The 15246-nt window shown below is 67.4% G+C and carries 9 protein-coding genes; 3 read left to right on the plus strand and 6 right to left on the minus strand.

The genetic code is table 11. The annotated features are described in order from the left end of the window. Nucleotides 1-31 precede the first annotated feature (31 nt). The 3 genes from AC1ROD_RS05940 to AC1ROD_RS05950 are packed head-to-tail and all read right to left on the minus strand — an operon-like array spanning nucleotide 32 to nucleotide 962. A complete protein-coding gene (locus AC1ROD_RS05940) occupies nucleotides 32-316 on the minus strand; it encodes a DUF5985 family protein (RefSeq protein WP_492947326.1) in 285 nt (94 codons plus the stop codon). Next, nucleotides 313-585, minus strand: coding sequence for a DUF5985 family protein (locus AC1ROD_RS05945; RefSeq protein WP_492947327.1), 273 nt, complete (start codon nucleotides 583-585; stop codon nucleotides 313-315). Before AC1ROD_RS05945 ends, AC1ROD_RS05940 begins: the two co-directional genes overlap by 4 nt. After that, on the minus strand, nucleotides 582-962 hold the full coding sequence (locus AC1ROD_RS05950) for a hypothetical protein (protein ID WP_492947328.1): 381 nt from the start codon (nucleotides 960-962) through the stop codon (nucleotides 582-584). The genes AC1ROD_RS05945 and AC1ROD_RS05950 overlap by 4 nt, the downstream gene beginning before the upstream one ends. Before the next feature lie 276 nt (nucleotides 963-1238). Here AC1ROD_RS05950 and AC1ROD_RS05955 point away from each other — a divergent pair, with 276 nt between their 5' ends. The 3 genes from AC1ROD_RS05955 to AC1ROD_RS05965 all read left to right on the plus strand — a co-directional run bounded on the left by AC1ROD_RS05955 (nucleotide 1239) and on the right by AC1ROD_RS05965 (nucleotide 10623). Then, the gene (locus AC1ROD_RS05955) at nucleotides 1239-7043 is read left to right on the plus strand and encodes a HAMP domain-containing protein (protein ID WP_492947329.1); all 5805 of its coding nucleotides are present in this window, start codon (nucleotides 1239-1241) and stop codon (nucleotides 7041-7043) included. Between the two features lies 1 nt (nucleotide 7044). Then, nucleotides 7045-9054 carry a response regulator gene (locus AC1ROD_RS05960; RefSeq protein WP_492947330.1) on the plus strand — a complete coding sequence of 670 codons (2010 nt, stop codon included), beginning with the start codon at nucleotides 7045-7047 and terminating at the stop codon, nucleotides 9052-9054. A gap of 126 nt (nucleotides 9055-9180) precedes the next feature. Then, on the plus strand, nucleotides 9181-10623 hold the full coding sequence (locus AC1ROD_RS05965; protein ID WP_492947331.1) for a CehA/McbA family metallohydrolase domain-containing protein: 1443 nt from the start codon (nucleotides 9181-9183) through the stop codon (nucleotides 10621-10623). A gap of 3 nt (nucleotides 10624-10626) precedes the next feature. Here the strand turns inward: AC1ROD_RS05965 and AC1ROD_RS05970 are convergent, their stop codons facing one another. The 3 genes from AC1ROD_RS05970 to AC1ROD_RS05980 form a co-directional block, all read right to left on the minus strand. Next, nucleotides 10627-13596, minus strand: coding sequence for a TonB-dependent receptor (locus AC1ROD_RS05970; RefSeq protein WP_492947332.1), 2970 nt, complete (start codon nucleotides 13594-13596; stop codon nucleotides 10627-10629). Between the two features lie 79 nt (nucleotides 13597-13675). Further along, entirely contained in the window at nucleotides 13676-14659 is a 984-nt protein-coding gene (locus AC1ROD_RS05975) for a FecR family protein (protein WP_492947333.1), read from the minus strand. Between the two features lie 84 nt (nucleotides 14660-14743). Next, the gene (locus tag AC1ROD_RS05980) at nucleotides 14744-15232 is read right to left on the minus strand and encodes an RNA polymerase sigma factor (protein WP_492947334.1); all 489 of its coding nucleotides are present in this window, start codon (nucleotides 15230-15232) and stop codon (nucleotides 14744-14746) included. Between the last annotated feature and the right edge of the window lie 14 nt (nucleotides 15233-15246).

Raw genomic sequence — 15246 nt, forward strand, 5'->3', positions numbered from 1 at the left:
GCCCTGCCTCCAGCGACCGAAAGTGATGCCGTCAGTCCGGCGCCGGGGCGTCGCCGGGACGCGGTGTCTTCATCGACTTGGCGATGATCGCCCCGATGATCAGGAGATAGGCCGCGAGCCGGAGCAGATAGAAGGGGCTCTGTTCCTCCTTGGGGATTCGCAGAACCGCCGTCAGACAGGGGGTGGCGGCCATGAGAAGAAAGGCCCCGGCAAAGGCAAGGAAGAGCCCGTCCCGCGTGCGCCGCCAGAACTTCAGGAAGAACAGGCTCGCCATGGCGTAGCCCATGACGATGGCGCCGGGCGCGAGGGCGCTCATCGCTCACTCTCCCAGATGAAGCCGTAGAGCAGGGTCGCGACGGCGGCCAGGGCGCTGATCTGGCGCGCAAGGGTGAAATCGATGTCCGCGAAGATGACCATGTCCAGGACCACGAACAGGTTGTTGAGCGCCAGCAGGGCGAAGCAGATGGCGCTCCAGAACAGCAGGGGCTGGCGGCTCGCCCACCAGGCGCGGCCGAGCAGGACGGCGCATGTGGTGCTGGCGAGCAGGCACAAGCCGTAGACGATCTGCGGGCCCGATGCCGTCACGTGTTCTTTCCCCCAAGCCGGAAGGCGTTAGCGAACGTCGCCAGCGAGCCCGTCCGGCGCCGGATGATCGCATTGACGACCGAGACCGGACGATCACGGTAGGTCGCTTCGATCGCGGCGCAAAGCCCGTCGATCGCGGCGGGCGGCGCATATCGCCAGTCTGCGCCCTCGCGGCTTACGACGCTCGCCCGCTCCAGTGACACGAGACTTTCCGCGACGATCTGATCGCTGGCGCGCAGGGCCGTGACCAAGGCGTCGGACGACCAGGCGCGGTCGGGCTCACCCCGCATCAGGATCATGAGGTCGAGCGCCCAGACGGACGGAATCGCGGCGTCGATGAAAGAGATCAGGTCTTCGCCGAGGGTGTTTGAAGCCACTGGGCCTTTCCGGTGTCGCCGCATTTTCGGCATCGGTTTCAGCGGCGAGAAGCTAGCGAGTCCGGCCCCCGGCGCAACCCGTGAAGTTTTCGCCGGCGTACGGAACCCGACGATGGGTTCGCGGGTTTGTTGTGGTTGGTTGGGGCTTACGGGGACAGCGTTACATTCAGGTCGGGCTTCGGAGCGGAGACGCTCCGATCGTCATGACTCACATGTTCGCTGCTTGCGGGTTCAGGCCGATTTCCGGGCCCTTGCCCTGTCCGTAGTGAGCGCACCATGACCGCTGCCGCGTTGGCTCAACCGACCCTCGACAACCGTCAACTTCTGGCCGCGCTTCGAGCGTTCCGACGCGGCGACTTCTCCGTCCGCCTGCCCGACGACCTGACCGGTCTGGACGGCGATCTGGCCGAGGCTTTCAACGACGTCGTGGAACTGAACGATGGAATGAGCCGGGAGTTCAATCGGCTGGGCGAAATCGTCGGCCGGCAGGGCAAGATCAATCATCGCGCCAAGGTAGCAGGCGCCACCGGATCCTGGGCCGCCAGCGTCGACGCGGTGAACACCCTGATCGCCGACATGGTCCACCCGACCGCGGAAATGGCGCGGGTGATCGGCGCGGTGGCCAAGGGCGACCTGTCGCAGACCATGGATCTGGAGAACGAGGAACAGCCCCTGCGCGGTGAGTTCCTGCGCATCGGCCGGGTCGTGAACACCATGGTGGGCCAACTCGGCTCCTTCGCCTCCGAAGTGACCCGGGTGGCGCGTGAAGTCGGCACCGAAGGCAAGCTGGGCGGCCAGGCGAACGTGAAGGGCGTCGCCGGCACCTGGAAGGATCTGACCGACAACGTAAACTTCATGGCGGCCAACCTGACCGGTCAGGTCCGCAACATCGCTGAAGTGACGACGGCCGTCGCCAACGGCGACCTGAGCCGCAAGATCACCGTGGACGTGAAGGGCGAGGTGCTCGAGCTCAAGAACACCATCAACACCATGGTGGACCAGCTGAACTCCTTCGCCTCGGAAGTGACCCGGATGGCGCGCGAGGTCGGCACCGAGGGCAAGCTGGGCGGTCAGGCGAACGTGAAGGGCGTCGCCGGCACCTGGAAGGACCTGACCGACAATGTGAACTTCATGGCCGCCAACCTGACGGGTCAGGTCCGCAATATCGCCGAAGTCACCACCGCGGTGGCCAAGGGCGACCTGTCCAAGAAGATCACCGTCGATGTGAAGGGCGAGATCCTGGAACTGAAGTCCACGATCAACACCATGGTCGATCAGCTGAACGCCTTCGCGTCCGAGGTGACCCGCGTGGCGCGCGAAGTCGGCACCGAAGGCAAACTGGGCGGTCAGGCGCGGGTGGAAGGCGTCGGCGGCACCTGGAAGGACCTGACCGACAACGTCAACCTGATGGCCGACAACCTCACGGGTCAGGTCCGCAACATCGCCGAGGTGACCACCGCGGTGGCCAAGGGCGACCTGTCCAAGAAGATCACCGTGCAGGTCCGGGGCGAGGTGCTGGAGCTGAAGGACACCATCAACGTCATGGTGGACCAGCTGAACGCCTTCGCGTCCGAAGTGACCCGCGTGGCCAAGGAGGTCGGCACCGACGGCAAGCTGGGCGGCCAGGCCCAGGTGGAGGGCGTCACCGGCGCCTGGAAGGACCTGACCGACAACGTCAACCTTATGGCCGACAATCTGACCGGTCAGGTCCGCAACATCGCCGAGGTGACCACCGCCGTGGCCAACGGCGACCTGTCCAAGAAGATCACCGTGGACGTGAAGGGCGAGATCCTGGAGCTGAAGTCGACCATCAACGTCATGGTCGATCAGCTCAACTCCTTTGCCTCGGAAGTGTCGCGGGTGGCGCGCGAGGTCGGCACCGAGGGCAAGCTGGGCGGTCAGGCGAATGTGCGGGGCGTCGGCGGCGCCTGGAAGGATCTGACCGACAACGTAAACTTCATGGCCGCCAACCTGACCGGCCAGGTCCGCAACATCGCCGAGGTGACCACGGCCGTCGCCAACGGCGACCTGTCCAAGAAGATCACCGTCGACGTGAAGGGCGAGATTCTGGAGCTGAAGTCGACCATCAACGTCATGGTGGACCAGCTGAACGCCTTCGCCTCGGAAGTGTCGCGGGTGGCGCGCGAGGTCGGCACCGAGGGCAAGCTCGGCGGTCAGGCGCAAGTGACCGGGGTCACCGGAACCTGGAAGGACCTCACCGACAACGTCAACTCCATGGCCGACAACCTCACGGGTCAGGTCCGGAACATCGCCGAGGTGACCACCGCCGTGGCTAACGGCGACCTGTCCAAGAAGATCACCGTGGACGTGAAGGGCGAGATCCTGGAGCTGAAGTCCACGATCAACACCATGGTCGATCAGCTGAACGCCTTCGCTTCCGAAGTGACGCGGGTGGCGCGCGAAGTCGGCACCGAAGGCAAGCTGGGCGGGCAGGCGAACGTGAAGGGCGTCGCCGGCACCTGGAAGGATCTGACCGACAATGTGAACTTCATGGCCGGCAACCTGACCGGTCAGGTGCGTAACATCGCCGAGGTCACGACCGCCGTCGCCAAGGGCGACCTGTCCAAGAAGATCACCGTCGACGTGAAGGGCGAGATCCTGGAGCTGAAGAACACCATCAACGTCATGGTGGACCAGCTAAACGCCTTCGCCTCGGAAGTGACCCGGGTGGCCAAGGAGGTCGGCACCGAGGGCAAGCTGGGCGGGCAGGCGCGCGTGGAAGGCGTCGGCGGCACCTGGAAGGATCTGACCGACAATGTGAACTCCATGGCCGCCAACCTGACGGGTCAGGTGCGCGGCATCGCCGACGTCGTGACCGCGGTGGCCAACGGCGATCTGAAGCGCAAGCTGACCGTGGACGCCAAGGGCGAGATCGCGTCGCTGGCCGATACCATCAACGGCATGATCGAAACCCTCGCCATCTTCGCCGATCAGGTGACCAACGTGGCGCGCGAGGTGGGGATCGAGGGCAAGCTGGGCGGGCAGGCGCGGGTGCCGGGCGCGGCCGGCCTGTGGCGCGACCTGACCGACAACGTCAATCAGCTGGCCGGCAATCTGACGACCCAGGTCCGCGCCATCGCCGAGGTCTCCACCGCGGTGACCAAGGGCGAGCTGACCCGGTCCATCACCGTCGAGGCCTCGGGCGAGGTCGCGGCGCTGAAGGACAACATCAACGAGATGATCCGGAACCTGAAGGATCAGACGCTCAAGAACACCGAGCAGGACTGGCTGAAGACCAACCTCGCCCGGTTCACCCGCATGCTGCAGGGCGAACGCGATCTGGCGACGGTGTCGAACATGGTGCTGTCAGAGCTGGCGCCCCTGATCAACGCCCAGCACGCGGTCTTCTACGTCTCCGATCGGGACGCCGAGGAAGAGCCGATCCTGGTGTTGGCCGCCGCCTATGCCGCGACCGAGCGGGAGCTGCTGTCGAGCACCTACCGCATGGGCCAGAGCCTGATCGGCCAGTGCGCCAAGGAGAAGGAGCGCATCCTTCTGACCAATGTGCCCCAGGACTATATCCGGGTGGCCTCGGGCCTGGGCAGCGCGGCGCCCCTGAACATCATCGTCCTGCCCGCCCTGTTCGAAGGCGAGGTCAAGGCGGTGATCGAGCTGGCGACCTTCGGCGAGTTTTCCGAGACCCACCAGTCCTTCCTCAGCCAGCTGATGGAGTCGATCGGGATCGTTCTGAACACCATCGCGGCGAACATGCGCACCGAGGGGCTGCTGTCCCAGTCGCAGCTGCTGACCGCCGAGCTTCAGGTCCAGCAGGGCGAACTCAAGACCACCAACGACCGGCTCGAACAGCAGGCCGCGTCGCTGCGTCAGTCCGAGGAACTGCTCCGCGCCAAGCAGGAAGAGCTGCAGCAGTCCAACGCCGAGCTGGAAGACAAGGCGGTCCTGCTGTCGACCCAGAACAAGCAGGTGGAAGCCAAGAACCAGGAGGTCGAACAGGCCCGCTTCGCCCTGGAGGAAAAGGCCGAACAGCTGGCCCTGACGTCGAAGTACAAGTCCGAGTTCCTGGCCAATATGAGCCACGAGCTGCGCACGCCGCTGAACAGCCTGCTGATCCTGTCCAAGATGCTGAGCGAGAACACCCAGGGCAATCTGACGCTCAAACAGGTCGAGTTCGCCAAGAACATCCACGCCGCCGGCTCGGATTTGCTGGGCCTGATCAACGACATTCTCGACCTGTCCAAGATCGAGTCCGGCACCGTCACCCTGGATGTCAGCGACACTCCGTTCGCCTCGCTGCGCGAGCAGATGCAGCGGACCTTCGCCCAGCTGGCGCAGGACAAGAAGCTGGACTTCACCATCGACATCGATCCGACCCTGCCGGCCTCGATCTACACCGACGACAAGCGGCTGCGGCAGATCATCAAGAACCTGCTGTCGAACGCCTTCAAGTTCACGGCGGCGGGCTCGGTCGCCCTTCGCGTCGCGCGGGTCCAGAGCGGCTGGGCGCCCGGCAACGAGACCCTCGCCGCCGCGGACGGCGTCGTCGCCTTCTCCGTTCAGGACAGCGGCATCGGCATTCCGGAAGACAAGCAGCGCATCATCTTCGAGGCCTTCCAGCAGGCGGACGGCACCACAAGCCGCAAATACGGCGGGACCGGCCTGGGCCTTTCCATCAGCCGCGAGATCACCCGCACACTGGGCGGCGAGCTGAAGGTCGAGAGCGAGCCCGATCAGGGCAGCGTCTTCACCCTCTACCTGCCGCTGGCCTTCACCCCGGCCCTGGCCCAGGCGCCCTCGACCCGCGAACCGATGAAGCAGGTCACGGTCCGCAGCGCGCCCGCCGAAATGGTCGAGGACGTGGTCGATCCCGTCACCGACGACCGCGAAACCTTGTCGCCCGAGGATGCGGTGGTCCTGATCGTCGAGGACGATCCGCGCTTCGGGTCGATCCTGCTCGCCCTCGCCCATGACTGCGGCTTCAAGGGGGTGATCACGCGTGAGGGGATCGCCGCGGCCTCGCTCGCGCTTCGATACGCCCCGCAGGCCATCATGCTCGACGTCGGCCTGCCGGACATGGACGGCCTGGCCCTCCTCGACCTGCTGAAGCGCACGCCCGAGACGCGCCACATCCCGGTCCACGTCATCTCCGCAGACGATCAGGCGGGCCTCGGCCTCGCCATCGGCGCCTTCGGCTTCACGGCCAAGCCGGTGGACCGGGAGGGCGTGGTCGCGGGCCTCGACGAGGTTCGCCGCTTCGTGGCGTCGCCGGATCGGCGGCTGGTCCTGGTCGGCAAGGGCGCCGAGGCGGTCGCGACCCTGGAGGCGGGCTTCGGCGCCGTCACCCGCGTGGCGCGTCTCAAGGACCTGGCCAAACTGCCCCTCCAGGCCAGCGACAGTCTGGTGGTCGAGATCGACGCCACCTCGGTGGGGGAGCTGATCGACTATCTGAAGACCGCGGAACGCCCCGCTGTCGTCTATGCGGCCGGCGCGCTTTCGGCGGAGGACGAGCGTCGATTGAGGCTGGCGGTGTTCGCGGGCTATCTGAGGCTGGCGCGGACGCCCGAGCAACTGGTCGAACAGGCCACCCTGATGCTGCATGAGCCGACGGACCGGCTGTCGGAATCGGCCCGCGCGACCCTCGCCCAGACCCGCAAGGAAGACGCCATCCTCACCGGGCGGACGGTGCTGGTCATCGACGACGACATCCGCAACATCTTCTCCATGGCCAGCGCCCTGGAGGAGTTCGGCGTCGATCTCCACTATGCGGAGAGCGGCCGCGCCGGCATCGACCTGCTGCGCCAGCACCCCGAGGTCGACGTCGTCCTGGTCGATATCATGATGCCGGACATGGACGGCTACGAGACCATGCAGGAGATCCGCTCCCTGCCGAACTTCGCCAATCTTCCGATGATCGCCGTGACCGCCAAGGCGATGAAGGGGGACCGGCTGAAATGCATTCAGGCGGGGGCTTCCGACTATGTCTCCAAGCCCGTGGATATCGACTATCTGATCTCGGTGATGCGGGTGGCCATCCAGCGCACCGACGCCACCCGCTTCGCATCCCAGACCCTGATGGCCGCCCCCGAACCGGCGGTGGGCTGAAATGGATTCCCCGGACAAGCTCACGCTTCCGCCGCTCACGGCGAAGGTGCTCATCGTCGATGATGACGAGCGCAACGCCTTCGCCGCGACCGAAGCCCTGGCCTCGCTCGGGCATGAGCTGATCATCGCCCGATCCGGCGAGGAGGCCCTACGCTGCCTGCTGACCAACGAGTTCGCGGTCATCCTGCTGGACCTGCATATGCCGGGCATGGACGGTTACGAGACCGCCCGGCTGATCCGCGAACACCCACGCACGCGCGACACGCCCATCGTCTTCGTCACCGCTGTCTTCCGCGACGAGGCGCACATCTTCCAGGCCTATACGGTCGGCGCCGTCGATGTGGTGTTCAAGCCCGCCGATCCCTTCATCCTGCGCTCCAAGGTCGCCATCCTGGTCGATCTCTATCTCAAGACGCAGGAGATCCGCCGCCAGGCCGACCAGAGCCGGCGGCTCCTGGAAGAGAACGCCCGGGTCAGCGCGGAGAAGAGCGAGGCCGAGGCCGCCCTGCGCCGCAGCCATGCGCGCCAGGACGCCATCCTCCAGTCGCTGCCGATCGTCTTCACCTCGCGCGCACCGACCCATCCGTTCGGGGCCCTGTTCGTCAGTGACAGCATCACGCCGATGACCGGCTTCGCGCCGATGCGCTTCGTGGAGGAGCCCGAGATCGGTCTGAGCCGCATCCATCCCGACGATGTGTCGGCCGTCGCGGACTGCCTGATGGCGGCGTCACAGACCGGGGCCTACGCCTGCGAATACCGGTGGCTCTGCGCCGACGGAAACTACCGGGTCTTCCTTGATCAGGGTGTTCTGGCGCCTCGCCATGACGGGGACGGCATGGAGATCATCGGCACCATCCTCGACGTCACGGACAGGCGGTCGCTGGAGGAACAGCTGACCCAGGCGCGCAAGATGGAGGCGGTCGGCCAGCTGACCGGCGGCGTCGCGCACGACTTCAACAACCTGCTGACCGTGGTTCTCGGCAATGCCGACATCCTGTTGCGACGGGGCCTGTCCGACGAGAAGCAGGCCCGGCAGGTCGGCGCCATTCGTCAGGCCGCCGAGCGGGGCCAGACCCTGACGCGTCAGTTACTCGCCTTCTCGCGCCGTCAGCAGTTGAACCCGGTCGTGGTCGAGCTCAATGGCCTTGTGCGGGACTTCGCGCCCCTGCTGCAGCAGGCGGTTGGCGAGGGGGTGACGCTGGATCTGGGCCTGTCCGATGCGGTCGTCTGCGCCCATGTCGATCCGACGCATCTCGAAAACGCCCTGCTCAACCTCGCGGTCAATGCGCGCGACGCCATGGCGCGGGAGGGGACCCTGTCGATCCGGGTCGACGCCGGAACCGAGGCGACCCAGACGGAAGGCCGGGTTCTGATCACCGTCAGCGACACGGGGGCGGGCATGGCGCCCGAGGTCGCCGCGCGGATCTTCGAACCCTTCTACACCACCAAGGACGTCGGCAAGGGTTCGGGCCTGGGCCTGTCCCAGGTCTATGGCTTCGTCCGTCAGTCCGGCGGCGAGGTGACCGTCGACACGGCGCTCGACCGTGGCGCGGCCTTCACTCTGAGCCTGCCGCGCAGCGCCGAGCGGGCGGAAAGCCGGGCGCAGGCGGAGCCCGAGACCCTGGCCCAGGCCTCGGAGCGGGTGCTTGTCGTGGAGGACGATCCTGAAGTCCTGAACCTGTGCGTCGACCTTCTGGAGTCGCAGGGCTACCGCTGCGACACGGCCGCGAACGCCGCCGAGGCGCTGGACCGGCTGGAAACCTCCGGTCCCTATGACCTGCTGTTTTCCGATGTCGTCATGCCGGGCGGCATGACCGGCATCCAGCTGGCCCGAAAGGCCGTTGAGCGCTTCCCCCGCATGCACATCCTCCTGACCTCTGGCTATGTCGGCGAGAACGGTCTGCAGGAAGCGCATGAGTTCGACGTGATCGACAAGCCGTATGAGCAGATTGGGCTGGCACGGCGGCTGCGGCTGCTGCTCGACGGCGAGGCGGCCAAGGCCGTGGCCTGAACGGGGCCGACCAGCGACTGAAGTGGGAAATCCGGCGGGGTGGCCTGAGGTATCGCGCCCTCCGGTCGTTGTTCAGAGGGACGGCCCGCTTCGCTGACGGCCGGACCCGCTGCATGGACAATTGAGATGATGCATCACCGCCAACGCCCGACCGCGCGCGCGCCTCTCGTTCTGACTCTGCTGGCCGGTCTGGCGGGAGCGGGCGTCGCCTCGGCCCAGGAGGCGGAGGCCCCACGCTGGCTGGCGGGCGATCATCACGTCCATAGCCGGTTCAGCGCCACCTACACGCCGAACCCCGCCGATCCGGACGCCGTGCCCACCCCGACCCTCGGCGGTGATGGGCCGCACACCATCGTCCAGAACGGCGCCGCGGCCGGACGGTTCGGGCTGAGCTGGATGGTCTCGACCGACCATGGCGGGCCGCGCCATTCCGCGATCAACGCCGAACAGGCCTATCCGGAGCTGCTGCAGTCGCGCGCCGCGACGCCGGGCGTCATCCAGTTCTACGGCATGGAGCTGGACACCCCCGGCAGCGAACACTCCAGCCTGATCATCCCGATCCACGACGGCGAGCTTGAGATGCTGCGCGGGATCGAGGCCCGCTGGGGCTCGCGCGAGCCCTGGCCCGCTGACGCCACCCACGATACCCGCGCCGCTATGCTGGATCTGCTGCGCACCGTCGACGGCTATTCGCCCCGGCCCATCGTCATCGCCAACCACCCGTCACGCTCGGCCGAGGGCTTCGGCGTCTGGGGCGAGCACGACGCCGCCTCCCTGCGCGACTGGCAGGACGCGGCCCCGCGCGTAGCCATCGGCATGGAGGGGGCTCCCGGCCATCAGGCGACCAGCCTGAAGCCTACCGGCGAGCGCGGCATCTATCGCCGCTACCCGACCATGGGCGGTTTCGACCAGATGACCGCGACCCTGGGCGGCCTGTGGGACACGATGCTGGGCGAGGGCCGTCACTGGTGGATCACCGCCACCTCGGACTCGCATCGTCACTGGAGCGAGGGCGGTGACGACTTCTGGCCCGGCGAATATTCCAAGACCTGGGTCATGGCCCGACCCACCTCCGACGGCATTCTGGACGGCCTGCGCTCGGGTCAGATCTTCGTCGCGACCGGCGATCTGGTCACCGCCATGGATGTGACGGTCGCGGGCGGGGACGGCGAGGCCCGGATGGGGCAGGACCTGATCATCCAGAAGGGTTCGGACATCGTCGTGACCATTCGCCTGCGCGACCCGGCGGCGGCCAATTCTGCGGGCCGGACGCCGGAGGTGAAGCGCATCGACCTGATCGTAGGTGATGTCACCGGTCCCAATCCGGACCGTATGGCGGATCACAATCCGACGACCCGTGTGGAGCGCCGCTTCACCGCCGCCGACTGGACCCGCGATGGCGAGGTGCTGACCGCGCGCCACGTCCTGCACGGCGTCGACCATCCGATCTATCTGAGAGTTCGCGCCACCGGCGGGACCGAGCAGGAGCCCGTCGCCGACCTGCCGGGCGAGGACCCGTGGTCGGACCTGTGGGCCTATGGCAATCCGGTCTTCGTCGAACTGCGCTGAGACCTACAGGCTGAACTTGAGGCCGAAGCCGAACGATCGGCCTGAGCGGGTGATCTGCAGCGGGCGGCTGCGCACCCCGTCATAGGCGACATCGACCGCGTCGGTCAGGTTGCCGGCCTCGGCGAAGAGGGTGACGTCGTCGGTGAGGCGCCAGGAGGCGGCCGCGTCCAGCACCCCGGCCTCTCCGACCACGAAGGCGCTGACGCCCCCGCCCTGAAGATCGGCGATCGAGCGGAACGGTGACCGCCAGGTCCAGCTCAGATGCGCCTCGAACGGACCGCGCTCGATGAAGGGGCTGATGGAGTATGAGACGCGCGAGACACCCTGAAGGTCGGTCGTGGGGCCGCCGCCGGTCTCGCGGCTGACGGCGTCGGTCAGGGTCGCGCTGGCCCAGAGGCCGAGGCCCGACGACCAGCGCCGACTGTAGCCCGCCTCCAGTCCCGTTACGGTCGCTCGCCCGACATTGCGCGGCCGCGACATCAGGACATCGACCATCACCGGCGGCCCGGCCCGGGTGGCGAAGGTCAGACGCTCGGTCTGGTTCACCACCAGAACATAGTCGTCGATAACCTTGTGGAAGGCGGCCAGGCTGAAGCCGCCGAAGCCGTCGAAATAGTGCTCGAAGGAGACGTCGAGGCTGATCGCCGAATAGGGCTTCAGGTCCGGATTGCCGCCCACGCCGGTGAAGATGGTCGAGGGGGAGGGATGGTCGATCTCGGTCTGACCCCGCTCGAATACGGCGCTGACCAGGGTGCTGGCGGGCACGGTCGCGGCGCCGAGATCGGCCAGGGACGGGCGGGTGATCGTGCGCGACGCCGCAAACCGCACCAAGGTGCGCGGACCCAGTTCGACGCTCAGATTGGCGCTGGGCAGCCAGTCCGTGCCGGAGCCATTGTGGATCAGGGGGCGAACCTGAAGCGCGCCAGCCGGATCGACGCCGAGGATTGAACCCTCGACCTCCGTCCGCGACGAGACGGCGCGCAGACCGACGTCGCCGGACGAGGGCAACCCTCCGATGGATCCGGACAGGTCGAGCCGGACATAGGCCGCGGCCAAGGTCTCGCCGACCCGATACGAGCCCTGCATATCCGTCCCGGTCGGCGCCAGGTCGCCGGCGCTGAAGATGACGCCGTCATATTCGCCGGGCACGACGAAGGCGTCGCGGAAGCGGTCGAAATTGGCCGCTGTCCATGGCCCCTGACCGTCGCGGATCACGCCGGAGAAGGCGTTGGAGGGGATCATGACGTCATAGAAGGACGGATCGACGCTCCGGCCCGGCCGCAGGGCCGCCTCCCGGTCGCGCCTCTCATAGTCGCGACCCCGATCGCTGTACTGGCCGCCGAGGCGCAGGCGCTCAAGCCTGAGGCCTCCGATGGATCGATCCAGCGCCCGTTCGGCAGCCATCTGAAGCGTCAGGTCGTCGTCATCGACGTCGATGGCGCGGACCCCGTAGCGGGACGGGGTCAGGAGGCGCGGATCCGTCAGGTCGAAGCTGGTTCTGAGACGCGCGATGCTGCGCTCGCCCAAGGGGGCCGGCCCGAAGTCCAGGGCATAGCTGACGCCTTCCGGCGACACAGCCGCGATACGCTGCAGCGGCGTCGCCAGCCCTGACAGGGCCCTCGAATAGCTGATCCGGGGCTGTAACCGCCAACCGGCCCAGTCCGTCTCCAGCGACAGGCTGGAGGCGATGTTGTCGTGGATCTGGTCCGAGACTTCCAGGTTGTTGCTGATCCGGCCGTTGCTCAGCTCGACGCCGGTCAGGACGCCGTCGGTGATCCGGACACTGCCCGGAACGATGGCGCCGGGCGTCACCCGCTCGCCCAGCTCATAGACGATGCGGTCCTCACGGATGGCGTTCTCGAAGCGGGAGGCGAGAGTGTCGAAGTCGATCGTGACCCTGTCGTTGGGCCGCCACTGGGCGCCGGCGAACAGGCTGATCCGGGTCCGGTCCTCGCGCTCCAGCGTCGTGCGGATGTCGTTGGGCACGGCGACGGTCTGGCCGTTCACGACCATGTCGCGATAGCGCTGGGTCTGCAGCCGGTCGAACTGGACATTGCGGTCCTGGGTTGAGACGCCGCCGACGAGACCGAGGCTCCGGTCGGCGTTTCGGCACCGGCCTGACAGGCTGAACTCCCCGGTGGTGTCGCCTGACCGGTCTTCGTGATGGCTCACCGCCTGACCGCTGAGGAAGGCGGGGCCGCCCAGACCGCGGATCGTCCGGATGTCGATGTTGGAGCCGATGCCGCCGTCGACCAGATCCGCCGTCGCCGACTTGGTCAGGGTCGCCCCGGCCAGCAGATCCGCCGACAGGGCCCGGAACCGGAACTGCCGTCCGCTCTGGGTCGAGTTGCGGATGTTCTCGTTGAAGGCCACCGGGGCGCCGTTCAGGGTCACCGACTGGAACAGGGGGCCGAGGCCGCGCACGCTGACGAACTGGCCCTCGCCGACCTCGCGCTCGATGGCGACACCGGGGATGCGCTGCAGGGCCTCGGCCAGGTTGGCGGCGGGCAGCTCTCCGATCCGGGCAGCCGAGACGGAGTCCTGGATGACGTCCGCCCGGCGCTTCTCGGTCAGGGCCGTGTCGATGCTTTCCGCGAACTGTCCGATTACCTCGACCGGCGCGACCTCAGTCGGTTTGAGATCCGGCGCGGGCGGCGGCGGGGCAGGGGGCAGTACCCAGACGCGGGCGGACCGCGCATCGACCAGTCTGTAGCCGAGGCCGGTGCCCTCCAGCATGGTCCCCAGCGCCGCCTGCCAGGTCCGCGCCCCGTGCACCGCCCGGGTGCGATAGGCGATCTCCGGCTCGGACACGAAGCTGACCGCGCAGCCGGTTCTCAGACACAGAGCGACGAGCGCCGACCGGGCGTCCTGGGCGGGGATGTCGATGGGCGCGACAGACTGGGCCAGCACGGGCGCGGGAAGCACGACCGCGAACGCGGCGGCTGCGAGGGCGAGCGCTCTGGAGGTCGGCATGCGACGGCGGAACAGGGAGGCGCGACGCGGTCCGTCGCTGCCTCCGGTCTAGACGGCGCAGATGACAGCTCTGCGATATTTATTCCGGCCGAACCGTGACGGTTTGGGGTCCCGAAGCGGTTATCGCGACGGGGAGTAGCCGGTCGATCCGATCCACCACGGAATCCTGACCGTCCAGAGGAAAGACCGCCGTGACCCGCACCTCGGCGAGGGCCGGATCGGCGACCAGCCGGACGGGGGTGTAGCGCGAGAGTTGGGCCACGACCTCGGTCACCGGGGTGTCACGGAAGACCAGACGGCGTTCGCGCCAGGGGGCGGTCTCGACCGGATCGATCCGGCTCCAGGTCTGGCCGGCCTGCTTCACCCGATAGGCGACGCCGTCGCCGGGCTTCATCTTCAGCACCTGACCGGACCCGGACCTCAGGGAGACAGAGCCCTGCAGCAGGGCGACCGATGCTGTGTCGCCGGACAGGGTCGTTACGAAGCGGGTCCCGGTCACGACGACGCTGCGATCTCCGACCCCGACCTCGAAGGGGCGCGTCGTGTCGTGATGTACCTCGAAATAGGCCTGTCCCCGGTCCAGCACGACATGGCGGGCGTCACCAGCCATGGCCACGCGGAGGGTCGAACCGGTGTCGAGGGTTACATGCGATCCGTCGGCCAGAACCACCTCGCGGATCTCACCGGTCGCGGCGGCATAGGTGATTGCCCCGGCCATGGGATCGGGCATGAGGCGAGGCCAAAGGGTGAAGCCGATGACGGCCAGGCAGAGCGCCGCGAAAACGGGGCCGCCGATCAGCAGGCCCCGCGACCGCGACCCTGACTTGCGAGGGCGAGCCGGGATCGCCGCCAGTTCGGGCGTCAGTTCCGACTTCAGGGCGCGGGCCTCGCGTTGGGCCGTCTTCAGCGCCTGATAGTCGTCCAGACGGCTGGGATCGGCGTCAAGCCAGGCCTCGAACGCCTCGAGATCGCGCGCGCTCACCTCCGGCCGTCCCATGCGGACCAGCCAGGCCTCCGCCGTGCGCGGCGTCGGGTCGAACAGGCGGGGCAGGCGATCAAGCATCAGGACGAAGAGCCTTCGAGAGCGAATGAAGGTCGCGGGCAGGGCGCCCCGACTGTCTTATCAACGACACAAATCACGGACACCTCAATCACCCCGCGCCGATTTCAGCCGTTTGAGCGCCTCGGCCAGGTGTTTCTCGATCATGCTGACCGACACGCCGAGACGATCCGCGATCTGACGATAGGTCAGGTCCTCGAACCGGTGCAGCAGGAAGGCGTCGCGCGTGCGCGGCGGCAGGGCCCGGATCACCGTCAGCGCCTGATCCAGTTGCTCGCGTCCCAGAAGGCCCCGGTCGGGCGCCGGGGCGTCGTCGGCCATGGCCTGTCCGACGGTTTCGAGTTCCTCCGGCGAGACGGCGGCGCGCCGGCCCTGTTCGCGGTTTGCGCTCTTCCAGTGATCCTTGAGCAGGTTCCTGGTGATGACGAAGATCAGCGGCCGGGCGTCGGCGTCCGACACGTCGTTTCCGGCCCGATGGAAACGCAGGAAGGCTTCCTGGACGATGTCCTCGGCGGTCTCCGCCGACTGGCCGCGCCGCAGCAGTAAGGCGACCAGCTCCTGACGCAGGCGCCGCATCGCGACGGTGTCGT

The organism is Brevundimonas sp. GW821-FHT12E07 (genome assembly GCF_058807035.1).

Coding starts and splice junctions, on each gene's coding strand:
- AC1ROD_RS05980 (WP_492947334.1), bottom strand. CDS start 15,232: ATGCGGCGCCTGCGTCAGGAGCTGGTCGCCTTACTGCTGCGGCGCGGC.
- AC1ROD_RS05965 (WP_492947331.1), top strand. CDS start 9,181: ATGATGCATCACCGCCAACGCCCGACCGCGCGCGCGCCTCTCGTTCTG.
- AC1ROD_RS05960 (WP_492947330.1), top strand. CDS start 7,045: ATGGATTCCCCGGACAAGCTCACGCTTCCGCCGCTCACGGCGAAGGTG.
- AC1ROD_RS05940 (WP_492947326.1), bottom strand. CDS start 316: ATGAGCGCCCTCGCGCCCGGCGCCATCGTCATGGGCTACGCCATGGCG.
- AC1ROD_RS05970 (WP_492947332.1), bottom strand. CDS start 13,596: ATGCCGACCTCCAGAGCGCTCGCCCTCGCAGCCGCCGCGTTCGCGGTC.
- AC1ROD_RS05975 (WP_492947333.1), bottom strand. CDS start 14,659: ATGCTTGATCGCCTGCCCCGCCTGTTCGACCCGACGCCGCGCACGGCG.
- AC1ROD_RS05955 (WP_492947329.1), top strand. CDS start 1,239: ATGACCGCTGCCGCGTTGGCTCAACCGACCCTCGACAACCGTCAACTT.